A 20,818-nucleotide genomic window follows, 5' to 3' on the forward strand; every position below is an offset into this window, starting at 1 on the left:
CTTTACCCCACCTGTGCCCTTTCCCAAGTCACCTGAAGCGCCTCAACGCGCTCCTGGACCGTTTCCGGCAAATGCGCACAGGCCCGGAGGGCGACCATCGGCGCTAACTCCAGCACGAGGACGATGCGCGGCAGATCGTGACGCCTCTCCTGAGCGCAGTTATCTCGAGCCTGCCCGCACCCAGATCCGGGATCGGCGCCAACCCCAGCCTAGGAAACCGATGAAACATCGCAGCGCTTGCCCCCCAGGCGAGCGGATCTCCGGCGCGTGCCGTCAACGGCACGGGGATAACTTCGGGAAAAGCTGTGAATGCAGTCGTGCTATCAGGCGCACGCCGGCACGTGCTATCAGGCGCATCACTCTCGTGCTATCAGGCGCACGAACTCCGCTGCAGGCTACGACTGGCGGGCCTTTCAGCTCCCCTTAACTTAACTAACTTAAAAGCTCTAACTTGTTATTGGGGCAGCGCCGCTGTGTGGACAGGAGCTGAACAGGGCAGTTTGGTCGGGGAGATCCGGCCATGATCGTCGCTCTGCTCAACCAGAAAGGCGGGGTGGGCAAGACCACCCTCGCCACCCATATCGCCGGCGAACTGGCCCTGCGCGGGCAGAACGTCATCCTGCTCGATGCCGCCCCACAGGGCTCGGCGCTGGATTGGACGCAGCGGCGCAGCCAGCAGGGCTTGCCCAGGCTGTTCAGCGCCGTCGGCCTGGCGCGCGAGACGCTGCACCAGGAAGCCCCGGAGCTGGCTCGACTTGCCGATCACGTGATCATCGACGGACCACCGCGCATCGCCACCCTCGCCCGCTCGGCGTTGCTGGCGGCGGATTGGGTGTTGATCCCGGTGCAGCCCAGCCCCTACGACCTGTGGGCCAGCGCGGAGATGGTCAACCTGATCCGTGAAGCGCAGATGTTCAGGCCCTTGCTGCGCGCGGCGTTTGCCATCAACCGCCGTGTCAGAACCACGGTGATCGGCTGTGAAGCGCGCGGCGCCTTGGCCGACCAACCGCTGCCGCCGCTGCAGGCGGAAGTACGCCAGCGCATCGTCTTTGCCGAGAGCGTGGCGGCCGGTCGCCTGGCGCGTGAACTGGCGCCGGACAGCGCCGCCTCGCGCGAGGTCAGCCGCCTGGTCGACGAGCTGCTGAGGTGGTCGCCATGAGCGGCAAGCGCATCAATATCGGTGCACACCCGCTGACCGATCCGCAGGCCGAAGCCTGGATACGCCAGGGCGCCGTCGTCGACCACGGCAAGGCCGAGCGCTACAGCGCTCGGCTGACGCTGGACGTGACGCCAGCACTGCGCACGCGCATCAAGCTGGCGGCCTTCGACCGCGGCGTGACCATGGCAAAGATGCTGCGCGAGGTGCTGGAGCAGCGGGCAACGTCATGACGTCGGGAACTCACCGGGCATGGCGACCGCTGACACTGCTCACAGGCGCATGTTCGCCCCAGGTTCGACAGCGCTCGCAACGTCGCCACCACGGCTGATCCACAAAAGGTCCGACAGCGTCCCTGACGGCAGGTATCGCACTTCGCCGGCCAATTCACTGGCGCCTGGCGATATGATGCTGGTTCACCTACTACTGGAGGAATGCAATGGCTGCGCAGCACGGCTACCTGCCGGCGAATGCACCGCCATTGAAGACCGTGGCGGCGATGGTGCCGCAGCACATGTGCATGCAAGAGAGTCAGGTGCTGTGCACATCAATGGCGTCCTTATTGCCTGGCTCTTGCGCAGGGATCGACAGAGTCGCGCGCTGCTAGTCTGGCAGGCCTGTCGGCGCTTGGTTGGTGATGAATGCTCCGGCTCAGCAGCACCAACCCGAAGTCATTCCACAGTCGTTACTTAGGTCCGTTGTCTGTCGGCGCGGTGATCGTTCGGGCGCAGCTCTTGAGGTCAGACTCATGTCTGATGAGCTGTCGATTGTGGCGTCGATCTGGATGTCGATAGCGTGTGCTCAGCCTGCGCATTCAAGCACCGGGGCCCCGCGGATACCTCTGCCCTCGGCTACCACCCAGCGACTGCGAGATCCTTAGTATCTCCCAACCTGATTACCCTGCTCAGGCGCACAAAGGCACGGGAAAAGCGGAGGGCAAGATAAAAGGTGGCGGCACTTCGTTGACCTGAAAAGCAGTCTGCACGGGGGCTGGAGACGGCACTCAATGCATGCATAGGCGTGCCGTGCACAGCGCAAACGCCCGCCAGTTCTGGCTTTGGCGCGTGCCTAGCACTCCTCATTGCGATCAGCTTGGAACAGACATCGGTAACCGAACCTACAGCCGAAAACCGGTGCAGATACAGAGTCATGCCTGGAAGCTTGTAGCCCTTGAGCTACAAGACAGCTCGGGCTGCGCCATTTTGTATCCCAGGGGCTACAAATGACCTCCTTCAACGATGCTTCTGAAACGCTGAAAAAAGCGTGCGAGCAACAACCCTGATTAGACGCGCTCATCAACCTAGCAAGCCCGGCTTGAGAATTAGACAGTGAGCCGAATAGAAGGCAATATCGGCTCAATGGATGAGCCGAATAGGCTCACTAATCGGCTCACAGATGCCCCCCCTATGAATGACTCGCTCTGGATCTGGCAGCAGCCCAACTGGCCGCACTTCAGTTGGCAAGCCGAAGCGCTCGCCCCGCTGTTGCGAGTATGCAGCCAGGCTCAGGGTCGTTTGTTGGGAATGCTCGGTGCGGTGGGCAGTGACACCGAAGTGCATAGCAGCCTGGATGCCATGCTGCAGAACATCGTCACCTCTTCTGCCATAGAGGGTGAGCAGTTGAATGTCGGTTCGGTGCGTTCATCACTTGCGCGGCGCTTGGGGTTGAACGAAGAAGGCCGTACCACCTCGCGCTCCGAAGGCCTGGCGGAACTGCTGCTCGATGCCACCCATGCGCATCAACAACCGCTAGACGAACAGCGACTCTTTACCTGGCACCGTTGGCTATTCCCCAGCGATGACCAACTTCTGGCTAGACCTCTGCACATCGGCACACTGCGCGGCGAAGAGCCGATGCAGGTGGTTTCCGGTCGCATAGACCGCCCTACGGTACATTTCGAAGCCCCCCCCCGCGCATGGCTGGTATCGCAATTGGCGGACTTTCTCGCCTGGTTCGAGAGCAGCCGCAGCGATGCCAGCCTTGATCCCTTTCTGCGCGCCGGCATCGCCCATTTCTGGTTCGTTACCCTACCCACTTCGATGACGGCAACTGCCGCCTCACGCGCGCCATTACCGACCAGGCATTGGCTCAGGGCGAGCAGCAGGCTATTCGCTTCTATGCCATGTCCGCGAGCATCCTTGATGATCACGCTGGTTATTACCGCATCCTTGAAGCTAGCCAGAAAGGTACCCTGGACATCACCGCCTGGCTGCAGTGGTTTCTCAGAACATCGCTTAATAACCTGGAGCAAGCCCTTGCTCGTATCAACCGTATGCAGGTCAAGGCGCGCTTCTGGCAGGCACACCGCAGCCAAACGCTATCGGCGGAGCAGATCAAAGTGCTTAACCGCCTGCTCGATGGCGGCGAGCGCGGTTTCGAGAACGGTATCAGCGCGGCGCAGTACCAAGCCGTGGCCAAGGTATCCAAAGCTACCGCAACCCGTCATCTGAGCGACCTGCTGGGAAAAGGCTGCATCGAGCGACTTCCCGGTGGTGGGCGCAGCACGCGTTACCAGATAGCACGCTGAGCTGAGCTCATCAGCGCTTGGTGCGTCATCGCACCATAGGACAATGGTCGTGATCCCCTTGAGCGATTGAAAGCAATTAGCCATTATCCAGACCAGTGCCAGTCAGCTGGATTTCGGCACGCCTGCCCGCCCAGCCATCAAGCAGCTTTGCTCAAGGAAGAAAATGGATTACAGCCCGATAGTCGCCCAGGTCTGGGGCATGCTGACCTGGTTCATCCCGGCAGCCCTGCTGATCGGCCTGCTCAAATCACCTTGGGCCAAGGGGCAGATCGGCGAACTGCTGGTGCGCCTGTTTACCCATTGGCAATTGGACAAGCAAACCTACCGCCGCCTGCACAACGTCACCCTGAACACGCCGGACGGCACCACGCAGATCGACCACGTATTCCTTTCGCCCTACGGCATCTTCGTACTGGAAACGAAGAACATGAGCGGCTGGATCTTCGGCAGCGAGAAGCAGGCGCAGTGGACGCAGAAGCTCTACAAGCGCAGCTTCAAACTCCAGAATCCGCTGCGGCAGAACTACAAGCACCTCAAAGCTCTGGAAGCCACCCTAGGCGTCAGTCCCGAGCATCTGCACTCGGTCATCACCTTCGTCGGCGGCGGCACGTTCAAAACAGAAGTGCCTGCCAACGTCACCCAGGGCAGTGGCTTTATCCGCTACATCCAGTCATTCCAGCAGCCGGTATTCAGCGAGGCTGAAGTCGACACCATGCTGCACGCCCTGCAAACCGGCCGCCAAGCGCCAACCCTAGCCACACACCGCGATCATGTACAAAACCTAAAGCGCCGTAGCGACCCGACGGCGGAGCGGCAATGCCCAAATGCGGTAATGCGGTAATGCACGGCTGTTCCGCACGGTGAAGACTGGTCCGAAAGTGGGGCAAGAGTTTTGGGATGCTCAGGGTTTCCGAAGTGCTGGATGATGCAGAGTCTGTTAAAGGTAGAGTTGGCAGCCCATTAAGATGCCTACGTTTCAAAATTAACTCTCCCTACCCTCATTGAACCATGCAAGAAAAGCGAGAGACCTTTCGCTGAAAACATTTAAGAAAAAGACAGAGATTTAACCAGGATTAATAATGGATAGACATGAAGCATTGAGGCGGCTAGACAAAAAAACAAGAAACAAGCTACGAGCATTACTCAGCGAGAAAGATGAAAACGTCATAAACCGACTTGCTGATTTACGTAGCAAACTAGGGAAAGATCAAGTCAATGCCATAGAAGTGATTCTAAATAATCCTTCAATGACTAGGGCAGTGAAAATACCTAAACCTTTTCCCAAAAAGCCACCTTTCGCTGACACCCTACAAGAACACAGGGAGATGACTCTTCAGCAGTTACTCTCATCTATTAACGCCGACACCATTAAACATACGGCGCAGCTAAACCGACTAGCAGCCTCTTTTGAGGAGCTAGACACACTGTACGCAGCTAAGAAATTCAACTCATGCATAGATGTAATTCACAAGATCCTTAAAGAGGATGGTTGGAGCCATGCTCTTTTGCGACGAATAATTCTAATCCGTGAAAACCTCGAAGAAGATGCCATTGACAATAGAATTGAAAGCCTGGTGCTGCAAGCTGGAATCAAAGGAATAGTAGTCTCATCACTAATTCACTCTTACGATAAAGACCAGAGCATCTTGATGATCAAGCGCTCAATTATGAACATAGTCGATCGCGGAGGAGTCAACCGATACACTCGCACCTTGTCCAAACTGACAGTTCAACCGCTAGCATCATCGCATAGCGAACTAGAAGAGTTTCTTAGAGAAGTAATAAAATGCTCACTAATTGATGCTATTATTCTGGCGAAATATAATTCCCATCTCTTTTTGATATCTGAATATCCTGCCATCTCAGAAATCTCAGGAAGACTTGGAAAGCAAAAAATATTTGAACCTCTAGTTTTGACTTATGACGCTAGCAATAGCGAAGGCGAATATTCATTCTTTAAGCAGTCAAGTGCATGGCTTGAGTACGAACCTGTACGACAATACAGAATGCTAATTGATAGCTATTACGATGCATCCAGAGAGGAAGTGGGTGAACTACCTGCGGAAATAGAACTATCAATACAAGCTAGTGTTGGAGGAATTACTCTTAAGGATCTTATAGGTAACTCACAATTCACACGACATAATTATTCAACACTGGCCAGACTGGAGTCTTCTGGAACAGTTACAAGGTCAGCAATTTTTAACTACTGGCTAACTACTTCAGGCGGCCAGATCGGTTTCCAAAAAGAAGAATTACTCACTTTAATGGGACTAACTAGAGATTTATCTCGGACTGTACCTATCAAAGCAGTCAGAACAGCCGCAAAACTCGCAAAAGACGAACTAGTCAAGCTCATTCTTCTTTTACTACTTGCAAAACGCAGCAAAAATGAACTTGATAGTTTTCTTCTTAGGAAGCTATTGGAAGATCTCGCCTTTAAGTATCATGAAGGATGCTTAGTCAAGCTGGTAGAGGCATATCAATTTACCCACCCTTATGTAGCAGAGTATATCTATGATATATCTACAGAGGATTTTCTGGCCAAACTCAACAAACTTGCACCACACCGTTCTTATATTCCAGAAATACGTGCATCACTTCATGAATGGATGGCTAGATTTACAAAGGATGATCACTACCTTCAACGTGCAAGAGCAGTGAGAATCGATCATCAAATCAATAGGGTCCGAAATGAAATCGACGACCATCGGATCTACGTAGATCCTTCGCGTTTTTCGTCATGGCTCGAAGACGAAATGATGATCGAATTAAATAACGCAATAATATCTACAGGCACAGACAAGAAAGGACAATCAGTAACTTGTGACGAAACAGTAATATCACTCGTCATGACCCAGAGCTACTCTGCTTTTTGTTCTAACGCTGTTTTCGGGATATCATCCTACATCGGCCGCAGGATTAGACATGGGACCTTTCACGGCCACTTGTATTCAAGCGTAATAAATTCCTTAGAAAAATCAGAGAAATTCAAGAGTTTATTCTCCAACAACCAATTTATGGTGAAATGGAGCTTATGGAAAGACAACTACAATAGAATAGTTGAGGAAATAATTTCGGAGCGTTTGCATGTCCAGTCTCGGTCGAAGCCGTTAGGGCTTTTAACTCCAGAGGTGTATGGTGCAGGCAAACAAGAGGTATTGGCAGCTGCAGTAACTAATATTAGCAAGAACTATGCTGAGATGACTTCAACAGCGGACATTTGCCAAACCATCATAGACTATTGCTGGCGTCTTGCAGAAATAGATCTTGTATCTGTTGTTAGATACCTTAAAGCGCAGCAAGTGCCTCTAAAAAATGAGTTTTTCCTAGACGAAGAGTTAGTTCCCGCGGCTGCGCACGTCAGCCCTGTGCTTGCGGACACTTTTCGACGAGACTTATGCTTATCAATTGATAGAAAACTTTCAACCATGTTTGGGTGGTTCAAGCGACCTTCCATCATCGCTCCCACAGCATCAGTATCACTTCTATTTTCTGCAACAGTCGAGGAAGTAAAGGATACAATTCATGACTTTGACCCTCAGTCTGCCGATGAAAGCAAAGAAGAAATTGATCTAGTAGGTGGGTTTTATCACTTAATCTATGACTCCCTTGCTATTGTAGTAAGTAATGCAGCCAGACACTCAGACCGTAGCCGCCCCCTAAAAAGAAAATTTGAAATAGTACCTGGAAAACCTAAATACTTAACCGTAGAAATGAGTTCTTTTATAAAGCCATCAGACAGCATCATCGAAGTCTCCAACAACATAGAAGCAAGGAAGAGAGCCAGCTTTCAAGATGCAAATCTATACGATAAAAAAAGCGGAATATCAAAATTATTACTTCTAGAAAGCAGCCGACAAGATTTTAAGCTTGAACAATATGAAGTGATAGGGAACGAGGTTAAAGTGAGGCTCGTATATGCTCTTGAGCACTGAAGTAATAAAATGCTTAATTGTAGAGGACGACCCCTTCAAGATGGAGGGAGTTCACTCTCACCTATCAGATCTTTTTGGAAATAAGATTAATATATTCCAATGCCAGGCCCTTGCCTCTGCCACTACGCTACTTACAGAGCAAACGTTCGATTTGGCAATTATTGACATGTCTATTCATAGCCACGAGCCCAAGGCTGGAGCCGGATCTCCATTCCCATTATCGTCAGGCGGGCTAGATGTGTTATTTGAAGTGGCGCATCTAGACAACAACACGCCCTGTATTATTTTAACGCAGTACCCTGACATCGAAATAGAAGGGCTTCCAATTCCAGTCGAACTTGCAAAAGAAGAAATATTCAACAAGTTCGGAATAGACATGGCTGGTTGCGTCCGATATTTAGAGAACGACAACCAATGGAAGAAAGAATTAAATAAGATTTTGGAGAGCCTATGAAAATTTTAATACTAGAAGACGAAGACGGAAAATTCGCACAGATTAGTGATCACGTGACTAGTGTAGTACCCGACGCATTGATTCAAAGAGAAAAAAACTGGCTTGACTACTCTCGAGCAGTGGCCAACATCAAGTTTGACTTAATTCTGCTCGACCTCATAGTGCCGCGTTCCTCTAAAGATGATACGTTAGAAGATCATCACTCCTCACTAGTAGAAACTACCCGAGATTATCAGAGCAAGTCATTTAAAACACCTGCAATTGTCTTGACGCGACACAACCTGAATGATGGTGACTTTGTTCACAACCTGAATCTGGTTGATATAAATGTTATTCCATTCAATGATCATGGCGAATGGCAAGAGGCGCTTAGAATTAAATTACTTGCATCTCAGCCGACAAAGAAATTCGACATTGTCATTGTGTGCGCCCTGGAAAAAGAGGCCGATGCCTACAAGCATTTAGTCGATAGCTGGGGAGAGTGGAAGTCTTTATCAGGATTGGTTTGTTGCGAAGTTAGCATTGACAAATACAATGCCGTCATCGTTAAGGCAAGCCGAATGGGACTCGTGTCTGCGGCGGTATGCTCTGCGTTCGCATTAGATAGATTCGAACCTCGACTAATATGCATGAGCGGCATCTGCGGAGGCGTTAAAGGTGAGTCTAGTTTGTATGATATATTGGTGAGCCAGACTTGCCACCAGCATGATGCTGGAAAGTGGGGTGCCAAGGGGTTTAAATCTGAACACTATGATGTACAACTAGACGTTGACGTACATAACAAGCTAATAGAAGTTTCTTCAGATGCCGGTGTGAAGAAAATGCTGCTGACAGATCTTGATCCGGCAAAGTCTGAGATCCCGAGTGGTATAGAGCGGATCAATTGCAACATTAAGACTGATGCAGCAACTAGTAGTGGAAGTGCTGTTCTTGCTCAGGCAGGTAAAACTGCCACATTGGCGGTCGGGCAGCGGAAGTTAGCAGGCTTTGATATGGAAGTTTATTCAGTTTATGAGGCGGCGAGACATGCACGCAAGCGCACTGCATTTTTTGCTGCTAAGACTGTTGTAGATGATGGTGATGAAAATAAAGGAGACTCATTCCATAGGATTGGTTGTTTGCTGTCCGCTAAATTTGTCGTAGCAACGATAAAGGCAGGAATTGCCGACTTGAGTGGAGATTAGTATCAAATCCATCAAGTTTTATTATTGGATAGATGAATGTCAAATCTCTGATTCGGTCATCAGCGGCTTTGCCGCGGTGCCCGCTACTAGGTTCGCTTAATGTTCACTGGACTGATAAGTTAAATCCACTCGTGTAGGGGGGGGGGGGGGGGGGGCGGATAGCTGTGAGCTAACAGTACAGTGCTCAGTTTTCGCCCACTCCGCGAATTAAGCCCCCAAGCAACGACATTATGGGCAGCCAACTGTAGCTACGCACGGTTTTACTAGGCTTGTAGCGTTTATAATACCTTGAGACATAGTCGCAATGCGAACCCCAGAACTGAGCGGTAGCTTCAACAAAGCTTGGGACGGAAGCATTTCCTACACCAGACTACGCCACAGCAAGTTGGCTCATCTGGTATTGAAACTCACCATCTCCCCATGGAGCGTAATCATGGAGATAGAGATGGATACTTCTGCGCGTACAACCGATGCCCTCGACACTGCGTCTGAGCAGTCCCTCCCCTTACCGGGCACGGAAGCCTACGAGTCGCTTCCGCAGTTCCCAAAGGGTAGCCCCCTGCCCTTCAGGCGGACAATTCGCAAGCATGAGCTGAGACAGATCGTCCCGCTAGCCGAATCAACAATCTACGAGATGGAGCGCCGTGGAGAGTTCCCACGGCGCTTCAACCTGACACCGCGTTGCGTGGTCTGGGATCTGGCCGAAGTGGAGGCCTGGATTGAGGAGCGCAAGCGGGCACCTCGGCTCAATATCAGCAAGCCGGATGTTTACCTCAGGAAAACCCGCCCTGTCCGGGTGGGGTCACACCAAGAATGAAGCTGGCGCCGTCCTCACCCAACAAGGGCCTGCAGCTCATTGAAGGCTGGACGTGTTAGCCGCCGTTCTGCACCTGGGCCACCTGAGCGACGTCCAAGTCACCGCCAGGTAGCAGATAGCTGCCCCTGGCCTACAAGCCAGGGCAGTAGGTCCGCCCGGTGCCAGATCGACGCACTGCCCTCATGTACTGGTATAGGGAAGCTGCTCGGATACGCCAACATCAGCTTGCGCATGTTCTGGCGCAACACGCCGACGATCTCTGCAACGTCGGTGGGACCTATCAGATCCGGCGTCACTCGATCAGCCTTGGAGTCTATAGGCAGTTCGTAATGCTGTGCCGGAAGCTCGGTCTGGTCGATAAAGTGCTCTTAGGTAGATCCAAGAGGGGCTATCAGGGAGGCTCTGACGCTCCCGGCAAGTTATGCAAAGCCATGCGCTGGACACTTATAAGCGCTATGCTCGTATTCTCGAAAAGGAGCGGAGGTAGATGGTGAGCAAACAACAATCTGACAATGCACTATCCACATTATTGGACGAGAAAATACGTAGCTTTGTAGCGTCATTCATCGAAAGTTCTCGGCGACTATTCGTAGATGAGCAAGGCACATTAGTACACTCGCTAGAATTTGGCGTGTACCGCGAGCGGATTGTCGGTGACTTCCTCAAATTATTCACACCAGAACGCATGGGCTTAGATACTGGATTCGTTGTTAACTCGAATGGCCGCATCAGTACACAATGCGATATCATCATATATGACAAAACAGTCACTCCATTGATTCGAGACGACCAATTCCAACGTTTCTTTCCTATCGAGTCAGTCTGCGCAGTTGGTGAAATCAAATCACATATGTCGCTGACGGAATTGAAGAAGGCGCTCCGCAAGCTAGCAAAGCTGAAATCGCTTAGAGACTCGCTCTACGAGCCGTCCTACTCTTATACACTTAAGTCAGGTGGGATACACGGCAGTACGTTCGAACCTGAACGAGACGAGCTGGATCAAATTTTCACATTCCTAATATGCGAGTCGTTTAAATTTAATGTACAGCACCACCTGCAAGATATCGTGAATTGTTATAATGAGGAGCTTCCCAATCATCCGTTTTGCCACCGGCACAATATAATTCTCAGCCTGCACGATGGGATGCTTGCGTATTTGCACCCCAACGGCTCAATATTTCAATTTCCATCCCACTTGCTGACACTCATCGACGAAAATGGTTCTCGCTCAAGTCAAGCACTGCGTTTAAAGCATCGCTTAATTCTTCCAGTTGAAGAACAATCAATCGAGCATTTAAGACACTTCTGCACACTGTTCCACCAAGGGCTAACAACAGTGTCCGTGCTTTACCCAGATATGGGACGTTATATTCAGAGCCGGGAGGATGTGGTGTTTATTGATCTTGAGCAGGAGTATTAATAGATAGATACAGAACTATCTCCCTCAAGACTTTGAATTACTCCGATCCACCTTGAGTCCAGTTCAAAAATTCAATTGGCAGGTCACGCATAGACTGAAGCATGCATACCAAAATAGAACAGCTACCCGGCATGGTTCTTCATGCGCCGTATCAACGATTAACGAAATGGAGCGCCGTGGCGAGTTCCCCAGGCGCTTCAACCTGACACCACATTGCGTGGTCTGGGATCTGGCCGAGGTGGAGGCCTGGATTGAGGAGCGCAAGCGGGCACCTCGGATCAATATCAGCAAGCCGGATGTTTACCTCACGAAAACCCGCCCTGTACGGGCGGGCTAAAACCAAGCATGAAGTCGGCACCGGTCTCACCCGACAAGGGCTAGCAGTTCCTTGGAGGTAGGGCGAGTGAGTCGTCGTTCTTCCTTGGCTAGATTGACCTGCAGGGCCACCTGAGCCACGTCCAAGACACCACCAGGCAGCAAATAGCTACCTTTGGCTTGCAGCCAGGTCAGCACGTCTGCCAGGTGCCAGATCGATGCACTGCCCTCATGTACTGGTGCAGGAAAGCTGCTCGGATAAGCCAACATCAGCTTGCGCATGTTCTGGCGCGACACGCCGACGATCTCCGCCACATCGGTGAGACCGACCAGATCTGGTGCCACCTCAATCAACCTTGCCGACGGTAAGGCACTGCGCACGTCGGCAAGGGCACTGCGCACAGCCACCTCAGCGTTCTCCGCTTCACGGGTGAACTCCAGCGCCAGCCGGCCTGGCTGACCAATGCCGATCAAGGCATCGTCGCAGCCGGCCTCTCCGAGGCGCTCGACCAACGCTTCCGGGTCACGGTCATCGTCGGCCAGTTGGTATTTCAGGGTGAAGGTGTATTCCATAGCGCTATTCCTCTGCACCCTCAGCGGCCTGCCGCTGCTTACGGTGCGTGGTGCAGTTGTCGACGACGCGCCGAAGAGCACGCGCATGGTTGCCAGGGTTCTTCGGTGTGCTCCACACACTGGTGATGCAGAATTCGCCGCAGCGACACTCTTCATCGTTGTAGGGACAGTAGATTCGTCCCCAAGCGTGGCTACCACCCAGTTCTATACGCCAGCCCTGCTCTTCGGCATGCCTGAGTGCTTCTTCGACCTCTTTCTTCGAGTGAGAAGGACGGGTCATCAGTGATCTCCAGTATTCGCATGACCGGCAAGGTTGTCAACTGACAACCCTGCGCTTTCCTCAAACCGTGGCACTCAATACCGGCACTACAACGCGGTCCGGCAGCAGCTTGGGAACATGAGTGCGGCCGTCGATCCAAGCGTCGATCATGTCCGCCCACTCCTGCAGCATGTGCCGGCGCTGCTCCGCGTACTCGGCCTTGTTGTAGACCGAACGCGAGGAGCGACCATCTTCGTGAGCTAGGCACTTCTCAATCCAGTCGCCGTTGAAGCCCACCTCGTTGAGCAGCGTGGAACCCGTCCTGCGCAGGTCGTGGACGGTGAACGGCTCCAACGGCAGGCCTGCTTCCTTCGCGCGGGAGGCGATAAGCTGGGTGATGCGGTTCAGGGTGGCGTGCGACATGCAGCGGTAGATGTCATAGCGCGAGGGCAACACATAGCGGGAACCGCCCGCACAGGTGTGCAGCGCCACGAAGATGTCCAAGGCCTGGCGCGACAGGTAGACAACGTGCGGGTTACGCCCCTTCATCCGCTCCTTGGAGATCGTCCAGGTGGCGTTCTCGAAATCCACTTCGTCCCAGGTCGCCTCGATCAGCTCGCTCTTGCGTACTAAGGTCAGCAGCACCAGCCGCAAGGCCAGCTTGATCGTGGGATACGCGGCGATTGTCTCCAGTTGATGGAAGGCCAGCCGAATTTCGGTCGGGCTCAGCGCCCGGTCCTTCGGCGCGAAAATAGCGATGGAAGACGCCTTAACGTCGTCAGCCGGATTCTCGACCTTCTCGCCATGCAGGATCGCGAACGCATAGACCTGTTTCACGATGTCGCGAATATGGACCGCAGTTGCCGGCGCCCCACGAGCCTTCACCTTGGCACACAGGGCTCGCAGATCGTCAGGGGTGATTTCGGTCAGCAGCCGATTTTCGAAGACCGGCAGGATGTCGCGGTCGATGATGCTTTTGCGCATCGCACGCGTGCTATCGGCCATGCGCGCACCGGCCAACCACTTCGTCAGCGTTTCACCGAAATTCTTGGCTGCGTTGAGGCGCCGCTTAGCGCGCTGCTTCTCAAGAGAGGGAGACTTGCCCAGGGCGACCATGCGCTTGGCATCGAGCAGCTTCTCGCGAGCCATGGCCAGGGAAATGCCAGTTGGCCCATAGCGCCCAATGGTCAGCGTTTCTCGGCGTCCATTGAGACGGTAGTCGTAGCGAAAGGTGACGGTACCGGTAGGCGATACCGTCACGTACATACCGTCGCGGTCGAAAGCCTTGTACAGCTTGGACTTGGGCTTGAGATTGCGCAGTTTTGTATCAGTAAGCATCGAGGTTTTTACTCCTGTTCATGACGGCTTTTACCGTCAAGGGTCAGGAGACCTGCTGATGCCGGGAAAGCCGCACAGGGCAAGCTTTCCCAAGGAGCGATTTACCGTCAAAGACCGGTTTTGACCGGATAGTAAACAGAACGGTCTCAATCCGACCGCTGTTTACTACCGTCACCGCTACCGCCAATCCGTTCTGCTAATCGGCGATAGGCCTCGATAACCATTGCAACGAATTTCCTTTTAAATCAACACGTTACAATTTGCTATCGATACATCTCAATGAGCCCAGAAGGACCCGACTTCACTCCCACTCGATAGTCGCAGGAGGCTTGCTCGACACGTCATAGGTAACGCGGGAGATGCCTTCGATTTCGTTGATGATGCGGCCGCTGACGGTCTCCAGCAGCTCGTAGGGCAGGTGCGCCCAGCGAGCGGTCATGAAGTCCACGGTTTCCACGGCGCGCAGGGCAACGACCCAGGCGTAGCGACGGCCATCACCGACGACACCGACCGACTTCACCGGCTGGAACACCACGAACGCCTGGCTGGTCTTGTGGTACCAGTCGGCCTTGCGCAGCTCTTCGATGAAGATGTGGTCGGCGCGGCGCAGGATGTCGGCGTATTCCTTCTTCACTTCGCCGAGGATGCGCACGCCCAGGCCCGGGCCCGGGAACGGGTGGCGGTAGACCATGTCGTAGGGCAGGCCCAGCTCCAGGCCGATCTTGCGTACTTCGTCCTTGAACAACTCACGCAGCGGCTCGACCAGCTTGAGGTTCATCTCCTCCGGCAGGCCACCGACGTTGTGGTGGCTCTTGATCACGTGGGCCTTGCCGCTCTTGGCGCCAGCGGACTCGATCACGTCCGGGTAGATGGTGCCCTGGGCGAGGAACTGGATGTTGTCCAGCTTGCTGGCTTCGGCATCGAACACGTCGATGAAGGTGCGACCGATGATCTTGCGCTTCTTCTCCGGGTCGGCTTCGCCGGCCAGGTTGGAGAGGAACTGCTCTTCGGCGTTGGCGCGGATCACCTTGACGCCCATGTTCTCGGCGAACATGGCCATCACCTGATCACCTTCGTGCAGGCGCAGCAGGCCGTTGTCGACGAATACGCAAGTCAGTTGGTCGCCGATGGCCTTGTGCAGCAGCGCTGCGACAACCGAGGAATCCACACCGCCGGACAGGCCGAGCAGCACGTTGGCGTCGCCGACCTGGGCACGCACCGCAGCGATGGCATCTTCGACGATATTGGCCGGCGTCCACAGGGCTTCGCAGCCCGCGATCTCCAGCACGAAGCGCGAGAGGATGCGACCACCCTGCTTGGTGTGGGTCACTTCCGGGTGGAACTGCACGCCGTAGTAGTGGCGAGTGTCGTCGCACATGGCGGCGATCGGGCAGCTCGGGGTGCTGGCCAGGATATGGAAACCTTCCGGCAGGCGGGTGACCTTGTCGCCGTGACTCATCCACACGTCCAGGCCCAGCACACCGTCAGCGTCGACATGGTCTTCGATGCCGGCCAGCAGTTGGCTCTTGCCGACCACGTCGACACGGGCGTAACCGAACTCACGCAGATCGGAACCTTCCACCTTGCCACCGAGCTGCTCGGCCATGGTCTGCATGCCGTAGCAGATGCCCAGCACCGGCACATTCAGGTCGAACACCGCTTGCGGTGCGCGCGGACTATTGGCTTCGTGCACCGACTCCGGGCCGCCGGCGAGGATGATGCCGCGCGGGGCGAAGGCACGGATGTCCTCGTCGCTCATGTCCCAGGGGTGCAGTTCGCAATAGACGCCGATCTCGCGCACACGGCGGGCGATCAGTTGGGTGTACTGGGAACCGAAGTCCAGAATGAGGATGCGGTGGGCGTGAATGTCGTGGGCCATGGCCGTCTCTCGTAGGTGTTCACAAATGACACGGGGCTGATCGAACAGCCCCGTTATTCATAACATTGCGGCGAATCAACCAACTCTGTAGTTGGGCGCCTCTTTGGTGATCTGCACATCGTGGACGTGCGACTCAGCCATGCCGGCGCCGGTGATGCGCACGAACTCGGGCTTGGTGCGCATTTCCTCGACGGTGGCGCAACCGGTGTAGCCCATGGAGGCACGCAGGCCACCCATCAGTTGATGAACGATGGCACTCATCGCGCCCTTGTAGGGAACGCGGCCTTCGATACCTTCCGGCACCAGCTTCTCGGCACCGGCCGAGGAGTCCTGGAAGTAACGGTCGCTCGAACCTTGCGCCTGCGCCATGGCACCCAGCGAACCCATGCCACGGTATGCCTTGTAGGAGCGACCCTGGAACAGTTCGACCTCGCCCGGAGCCTCTTCGGTACCAGCCAGCATGGAGCCGATCATCACGGCGGAAGCACCAGCGACGATGGCCTTGGACAGGTCACCGGAGAAGCGGATACCACCATCGGCGATCAGCGGCACACCGGTGCCAGCCAGCGCGGCGGCTACGTTGGCCACGGCGCTGATCTGCGGCACGCCAACGCCGGCAACGATACGGGTGGTGCAGATCGAGCCTGGGCCGATACCAACCTTGACGCCATCGGCGCCGGCTTCGACCAGTGCCTTGGCCGCTGCACCAGTGGCGATGTTGCCACCGATCACCTGAACCTCCGGGAAGGTCTCCTTGACCCAGCGTACGCGGTCGATCACGCCTTTGGAGTGGCCGTGCGCGGTGTCGACGATGATCACATCGACGCCTGCATTGACCAGAGCAGCCACACGGTCACCGGTGTCGGCACCGGTGCCGACGGCAGCGCCAACGCGCAGACGACCTTGATCGTCCTTGCTGGCCAGCGGGTAGGCCTTGGCTTTCTCGATGTCCTTGACGGTCATCATGCCCTTGAGGGTGAAGGCGTCGTCGACGATCAGTACCTTCTCGATGCGGTGCTTGTGCAACAGCTCACGTACGGTTTCCTTGTCGGCGCCTTCCTTGACCGTGACCAGGCGCTCTTTCGGCGTCATCACGTCACGCACCAGGGCGTCCAGGCGATTCTCGAAACGCACGTCACGGGAGGTCACGATGCCCACCAGGTCGCCGTTGGACAGCACCGGTACACCGGAGATGTTGTGCAGGCGGGTCAGTTCGAAGAGGTCACGCACGGTGGCATCAGCCTCGATGGTGATCGGGTCCTTGACCACACCAGCCTCGAACTTCTTGACCTTGCGCACTTCGGCAGCCTGCTGCTCGATGGTCATGTTCTTGTGGATGATGCCGATGCCGCCTTCCTGGGCCATGGCGATGGCCAGGCGCGCTTCGGTGACGGTGTCCATGGCAGCGGACAGCAGCGGGATGTTCAGTTCGATGCCGCGGGTCAGGCGGGTCTTCAGGCTGACGTCCTTGGGCAGCACCTCGGAATAACCGGGGATGAGCAGGACGTCGTCGAAAGTGAGTGCTTCTTGGCTGATGCGCAGCATGGAGGGCTCCCGAGCGGGAAAATAAGAAGCGCGGCATTATACCCAGCGAGCTCATTTCACTCAATGCAAAGTGTGTCTCTAGGCAGCCATACCTCGAAACACATAAAATAATGATTCTCAAAAACTCTTGCACTTGAGTGCCAAATGAAATTCAACCGCTTTTCCTTGAGTGGCCAAGGCGCCGCCCTTCTCACTTTTTGCCTGCTTCCAGCGGGCCATCTGCTGGCCCAGGAGCTGGAGCTGCCCAGCCAGGAAGTCGTCGCGGCGCCCGTGGCTGGCGAGAATGGCTACCAGGCCAAGCGCGCCAGTACGGCGAGCAAATCTTCAGTGGCACTCAAGGATGAAGCCCAGTCGGTACAGGTGGTAACGCCACAGACCATCGAGGATTTTCAGGTCAGATCGCTGGATGATGCGATGAAGTTCGTCAGTGGTGTCAGCCAGAGCAACACCCTGGCTGGCACGCAGGATGGCTTCGTCAAACGCGGTTTTGGTAGCAACGCCGATGGCTCCATCCTGCGCGACGGCATTCGATCCAGCCTGTCGCGCAACTTCAGCGCCACCACCGAGCGCGTGGAAGTGCTCAAAGGGCCGGCCTCGCTGCTATATGGCGCGCTGGAGCCGGGCGGCCTGATCAACGTCATCAGCAAGAAACCACAGTATCAGTGGAATACGCGACTGAACGCAGACAGCTCCAGCTTCGGCGGTGGCAGCCTGGCAGTCGACGTTACCGGCCCCATTGCCGACAGCGGCCTGGCCTTCCGCCTGGTTGCCGAGCGCCAGCACGAAGACTACTGGCGCAACTTCGGCGAAGAAGAACACAGCTTGATCGCCCCCTCACTTAGCTGGGAAGGCGAACGCCTGCGCCTCAACATCGCCTATGAATACAAGGAGTACAGCAGCCCGGTGGATCGCGGCACGGTGATCATCAACGGCAAGCCGGCCAAGGTGTCCTACAACGACCGCTTCGGTGAAAGCTGGTCGAAGGCCGAAGGCATCGACGAACTGCTCACCGCCACCGCCGAATATCAGCTGAGCGACGACTGGTCGACCCGCCTCACCTATGGCTGGAACAACGAGCGCTACGACTATGCCGAAGCTCGCCCCAACGCGCTGAATGCCACTACAGGCGCGCTCAGCCGCCGTTCTGACGGTAGTGAGCATGACAACCAAACCCAATATCTGGCCTGGGACTGGATCGGCAACGCCAGCCTTTTTAGCCAACGACATGATCTGCTGATAGGCGCAGATACAGAGCGCGTCGACAATTTCCGTGGCGATACCTGGCGCGGCCCAGCAGTGGGTGGCTTCAACATCTACAACCCGATATACGGCAATCTCGCGGCGCCTTCGTTACTTAATCCGGCGCAAAGTGATCGCAGCGACGAGCTGCACTCACGCTCGATCTACGCGAAGGACAACTGGCATCTAAACGACCAGTGGATCGTGGTGCTTGGCGGTCGCTACCAGCGTTTCGAGCAACTCGTGGAACAAGGCCGCGGCGCAACCTATACCCGCACCACCGACCGTACCGATACCACCTTCCTGCCCTTCGGCGGCCTGGTATTCCAGCTGAGCGACCAGGTGGCGTTCTATGGCAACTACAGCCGCTCTTTCGTGCCCAATGCCTCGGATACCAATACTGGCCAGGCATTCGACCCCGAAGAAGGCCGCAGCTACGAGCTGGGGGTGAAACTCGATCTGCCTCAAGGCATCGGTGCCAGCCTGGCGCTGTTCGATATCGAGAAGAAAAACGTCGTGGTCACCAACAATTCCGTATCGGAAGCAGCAGGCAAAGTCGGCTCGCGCGGCGTGGAACTGGATATCAGCGGCCGCCTGAGCGAGCACTGGGAGCTGCTTGGCAGCTATGCCTACACCGATACGGAAATCCTCGATGACCCGAGCAACGAAGGCAACGAGCTGGTCAACGCCGCACGCAATGTCGGCAGTCTCTACCTCGTCCATCACCTGCATTTACCCCAGGAGCTGGGTCAGTGGAAACTGGGTGGTGGCGCCCGCTATGTCGGCGAGCGTGCTGGCGACAACGCCAACACATTCTGGCTGGATAGCTACACCGTGGCCGATGCCTTCGTCACTTGGGACAGCCAATTGCTTGGAGAGAAGACGCGCCTGCAACTGAACGTACGTAACCTGTTCAACGAGCGCTACTACCCCTCCAGCGGCGGCAATCTACGCGTTGCTGTGGGCGAACCGCGCGAGCTGCGCATGTCGGCCAGTGTCGAGTTCTAAAAAGCCTTTGTAGGAGCGGCTTCAGCCGCGAAGGGATTCGAGAACATCGCGGCTAAAGCCCCTCCCACAATCGGCTGAAAACCGCTCAAGCCGGATCGTCCACCCGCACCTGGCTCACCGCAAAGCCCAGGCGTTCGCCGAATTCTTCGACGAACGCCGGGCGCAGGCCGGCTTCAGCCCAGCCGTTGAAGATGAAGCCCAGGTTGGAAAAGCCGCACGGCTGCAGGAACAGGAAACCGTTGATGTCATCTTCATGCCCGCATTCCGGGCAGGTGAAGTTGTCGGTCTCCCCTGGCCACCACACCTCCAGGCTGTCGAACAGCGGCACGCCCACTTCCCTGCGGCATTCGGCGCAGCCCGCCTCTTCGAGAAAGCTGCGCGTCGGTACATAGATGCAGCGGTGGGTGATGATCTCCAGACCGTTGTGTGCCAGGCCATAAGGCAGCAAATCGGGACGCTGGGCGATACGCCGCGCGCCTGGCCCGATAGCGTAGGCCATACCGTTGCCACCCTGGCCGCAGGTGGTCGGCAATGCCTCGACGATTTCCCGTTTGACCAGCCAGCGCAGCATGGCCTGGGCCTTTTGCTCGTGGGCAGGAAGCGTGGATATATGTGGGACGAGGATCAGTTGCGCGGTCATGGTGTTCGAACGGCTGGCAAGGAAAGGGCGGCAGCTTAGGCGCTACCGCCGGCAAATCAAGCCCCGCGACAGATCACAGCAGCTTGCTGCGCTTCACGACGGGCCACCCAGCGAGCACGCAGCACGTCGTAGATCCAGTTGAACGCCATGGTGTACGGCAGGAAGAACAGGATCAGCACGATGTCCAACAGCAGCGCCTCGAGCAGACCGATCGACAACCACCAGGCCGCCAGCGGTACCAGCACGACGATCAAGCCCACCTCGAACAGCAGCGCATGGCTGACCCGCGCTCGAAAACCGCGCTCGAAGCCCAGTCGATTCTGTGCGCGGTCGAAGAGGTAGTTGAACAGCATGTTCCACAACATCGCCACGGTGGAGAACATCAGAGTCAGCACACCCAGGTGCAGCAGTGGTTTATCCATGAACCAGGCCATGGTCGGCGCGCAGATGAGCACGGCGATGGTCTCGAAGGCCAGGGCGTGACCAATGCGCTCACGCAGGGAGCGCGGCAGGGGCTGAGTCATGA

Annotated in this window: 16 protein-coding genes and 3 pseudogenes; 11 read left to right on the forward strand and 8 right to left on the reverse strand. The window is 55.5% G+C overall.

What is annotated here, in order from left to right:
* The first annotated feature begins 520 nt into the window (after positions 1 to 520).
* The 8 genes and pseudogenes from parA to BLT86_RS12885 all read left to right on the forward strand — a co-directional run bounded on the left by parA (position 521) and on the right by BLT86_RS12885 (position 10,076).
* Positions 521 to 1,159 (forward strand): ParA family partition ATPase, encoded by a 639-nt coding sequence (gene parA / locus BLT86_RS12845; protein ID WP_092377179.1) that lies wholly within the window; start codon positions 521 to 523, stop codon positions 1,157 to 1,159.
* On the forward strand, positions 1,156 to 1,389 hold the full coding sequence (locus BLT86_RS12850) for a hypothetical protein (protein ID WP_092377182.1): 234 nt from the start codon (positions 1,156 to 1,158) through the stop codon (positions 1,387 to 1,389). Before parA ends, BLT86_RS12850 begins: the two co-directional genes overlap by 4 nt.
* A 1,173-nt stretch (positions 1,390 to 2,562) precedes the next feature.
* Positions 2,563 to 3,683, forward strand: a pseudogene (locus BLT86_RS12860) (Fic family protein).
* A gap of 163 nt (positions 3,684 to 3,846) precedes the next feature.
* Positions 3,847 to 4,647: pseudogene (locus tag BLT86_RS12865) on the forward strand (nuclease-related domain-containing protein).
* 115 nt (positions 4,648 to 4,762) lie between these two features.
* Positions 4,763 to 7,621, forward strand: a complete 2,859-nt coding sequence (locus BLT86_RS12870) for a hypothetical protein (RefSeq protein WP_092377185.1) — start codon at positions 4,763 to 4,765, stop codon at positions 7,619 to 7,621.
* The gene (locus tag BLT86_RS12875) at positions 7,605 to 8,075 is read left to right on the forward strand and encodes a response regulator (protein ID WP_092377188.1); all 471 of its coding nucleotides are present in this window, start codon (positions 7,605 to 7,607) and stop codon (positions 8,073 to 8,075) included. Before BLT86_RS12870 ends, BLT86_RS12875 begins: the two co-directional genes overlap by 17 nt.
* Positions 8,072 to 9,259, forward strand: a complete 1,188-nt coding sequence (locus BLT86_RS12880) for a 5'-methylthioadenosine/S-adenosylhomocysteine nucleosidase family protein (protein WP_092377191.1) — start codon at positions 8,072 to 8,074, stop codon at positions 9,257 to 9,259. The genes BLT86_RS12875 and BLT86_RS12880 overlap by 4 nt, the downstream gene beginning before the upstream one ends.
* Before the next feature lie 433 nt (positions 9,260 to 9,692).
* Positions 9,693 to 10,076 carry a helix-turn-helix transcriptional regulator gene (locus tag BLT86_RS12885; RefSeq protein WP_092377194.1) on the forward strand — a complete coding sequence of 128 codons (384 nt, stop codon included), beginning with the start codon at positions 9,693 to 9,695 and terminating at the stop codon, positions 10,074 to 10,076.
* Between the two features lie 14 nt (positions 10,077 to 10,090).
* Here the strand turns inward: BLT86_RS12885 and BLT86_RS26295 are convergent.
* A pseudogene (locus BLT86_RS26295) lies at positions 10,091 to 10,384 on the reverse strand (DNA-binding protein); the annotation flags it as partial.
* Positions 10,385 to 10,563: 179 nt separating this feature from the next.
* Between BLT86_RS26295 and BLT86_RS12895 the strand changes: the two are divergent.
* Complete coding sequence (locus BLT86_RS12895) at positions 10,564 to 11,496, forward strand: DUF6602 domain-containing protein (protein WP_092377196.1); 933 nt, start codon at positions 10,564 to 10,566, stop codon at positions 11,494 to 11,496.
* Positions 11,497 to 11,548: 52 nt separating this feature from the next.
* The gene (locus BLT86_RS26230; RefSeq protein ID WP_269458101.1) at positions 11,549 to 11,833 is read left to right on the forward strand and encodes a helix-turn-helix transcriptional regulator; all 285 of its coding nucleotides are present in this window, start codon (positions 11,549 to 11,551) and stop codon (positions 11,831 to 11,833) included.
* 26 nt (positions 11,834 to 11,859) lie between these two features.
* Here the strand turns inward: BLT86_RS26230 and BLT86_RS12905 are convergent, their stop codons facing one another.
* The 5 genes from BLT86_RS12905 to guaB form a co-directional block, all read right to left on the reverse strand.
* Positions 11,860 to 12,384 (reverse strand): helix-turn-helix transcriptional regulator, encoded by a 525-nt coding sequence (locus tag BLT86_RS12905; RefSeq protein WP_092377202.1) that lies wholly within the window; start codon positions 12,382 to 12,384, stop codon positions 11,860 to 11,862.
* Positions 12,385 to 12,388: 4 nt separating this feature from the next.
* Positions 12,389 to 12,664, reverse strand: coding sequence for a hypothetical protein (locus tag BLT86_RS12910; RefSeq protein ID WP_092377205.1), 276 nt, complete (start codon positions 12,662 to 12,664; stop codon positions 12,389 to 12,391).
* Positions 12,665 to 12,724: 60 nt separating this feature from the next.
* Positions 12,725 to 13,981, reverse strand: coding sequence for a tyrosine-type recombinase/integrase (locus tag BLT86_RS12915; RefSeq protein ID WP_092377209.1), 1,257 nt, complete (start codon positions 13,979 to 13,981; stop codon positions 12,725 to 12,727).
* Between the two features lie 301 nt (positions 13,982 to 14,282).
* Complete coding sequence (gene guaA / locus BLT86_RS12920) at positions 14,283 to 15,860, reverse strand: glutamine-hydrolyzing GMP synthase (protein WP_092377212.1); 1,578 nt, start codon at positions 15,858 to 15,860, stop codon at positions 14,283 to 14,285.
* Positions 15,861 to 15,935: 75 nt separating this feature from the next.
* A complete protein-coding gene (gene guaB / locus BLT86_RS12925) occupies positions 15,936 to 17,405 on the reverse strand; it encodes an IMP dehydrogenase (RefSeq protein ID WP_092377215.1) in 1,470 nt (489 codons plus the stop codon).
* Between the two features lie 144 nt (positions 17,406 to 17,549).
* Between guaB and BLT86_RS12930 the strand changes: the two genes are divergently transcribed.
* Positions 17,550 to 19,652, forward strand: a complete 2,103-nt coding sequence (locus tag BLT86_RS12930; protein ID WP_092377217.1) for a TonB-dependent siderophore receptor — start codon at positions 17,550 to 17,552, stop codon at positions 19,650 to 19,652.
* 85 nt (positions 19,653 to 19,737) lie between these two features.
* Here BLT86_RS12930 and BLT86_RS12935 read toward each other — a convergent pair whose 3' ends face one another.
* Together BLT86_RS12935 and BLT86_RS12940 are read right to left on the reverse strand one after the other, a co-directional pair.
* Positions 19,738 to 20,292: a sugar ABC transporter ATPase gene (locus tag BLT86_RS12935; RefSeq protein WP_092377220.1), complete on the reverse strand. Its 555-nt coding sequence runs from the start codon at positions 20,290 to 20,292 to the stop codon at positions 19,738 to 19,740.
* Positions 20,293 to 20,348: 56 nt separating this feature from the next.
* Complete coding sequence (locus BLT86_RS12940; RefSeq protein ID WP_092377222.1) at positions 20,349 to 20,816, reverse strand: multidrug/biocide efflux PACE transporter; 468 nt, start codon at positions 20,814 to 20,816, stop codon at positions 20,349 to 20,351.
* Positions 20,817 to 20,818 lie beyond the last annotated feature (2 nt).

Source organism: Pseudomonas sihuiensis, from assembly GCF_900106015.1.
In the GTDB taxonomy this organism is placed as follows: domain Bacteria; phylum Pseudomonadota; class Gammaproteobacteria; order Pseudomonadales; family Pseudomonadaceae; genus Aquipseudomonas; species Aquipseudomonas sihuiensis.

Bases quoted from the DNA above. Each gene is read 5' to 3' on its own strand.
- guaA (WP_092377212.1), bottom strand. From the start codon at position 15,860: ATGGCCCACGACATTCACGCCCACCGCATCCTCATTCTGGACTTCGGT.
- guaB (WP_092377215.1), bottom strand. From the start codon at position 17,405: ATGCTGCGCATCAGCCAAGAAGCACTCACTTTCGACGACGTCCTGCTC.
- parA (WP_092377179.1), top strand. From the start codon at position 521: ATGATCGTCGCTCTGCTCAACCAGAAAGGCGGGGTGGGCAAGACCACC.
- BLT86_RS12935 (WP_092377220.1), bottom strand. From the start codon at position 20,292: ATGACCGCGCAACTGATCCTCGTCCCACATATATCCACGCTTCCTGCC.
- BLT86_RS12910 (WP_092377205.1), bottom strand. From the start codon at position 12,664: ATGACCCGTCCTTCTCACTCGAAGAAAGAGGTCGAAGAAGCACTCAGG.
- BLT86_RS12905 (WP_092377202.1), bottom strand. From the start codon at position 12,384: ATGGAATACACCTTCACCCTGAAATACCAACTGGCCGACGATGACCGT.
- BLT86_RS12880 (WP_092377191.1), top strand. From the start codon at position 8,072: ATGAAAATTTTAATACTAGAAGACGAAGACGGAAAATTCGCACAGATT.
- BLT86_RS12940 (WP_092377222.1), bottom strand. From the start codon at position 20,816: ATGACTCAGCCCCTGCCGCGCTCCCTGCGTGAGCGCATTGGTCACGCC.
- BLT86_RS12930 (WP_092377217.1), top strand. From the start codon at position 17,550: ATGAAATTCAACCGCTTTTCCTTGAGTGGCCAAGGCGCCGCCCTTCTC.
- BLT86_RS12870 (WP_092377185.1), top strand. From the start codon at position 4,763: ATGGATAGACATGAAGCATTGAGGCGGCTAGACAAAAAAACAAGAAAC.
- BLT86_RS12895 (WP_092377196.1), top strand. From the start codon at position 10,564: ATGGTGAGCAAACAACAATCTGACAATGCACTATCCACATTATTGGAC.
- BLT86_RS12875 (WP_092377188.1), top strand. From the start codon at position 7,605: ATGCTCTTGAGCACTGAAGTAATAAAATGCTTAATTGTAGAGGACGAC.
- BLT86_RS12915 (WP_092377209.1), bottom strand. From the start codon at position 13,981: ATGCTTACTGATACAAAACTGCGCAATCTCAAGCCCAAGTCCAAGCTG.
- BLT86_RS12850 (WP_092377182.1), top strand. From the start codon at position 1,156: ATGAGCGGCAAGCGCATCAATATCGGTGCACACCCGCTGACCGATCCG.
- BLT86_RS12885 (WP_092377194.1), top strand. From the start codon at position 9,693: ATGGAGATAGAGATGGATACTTCTGCGCGTACAACCGATGCCCTCGAC.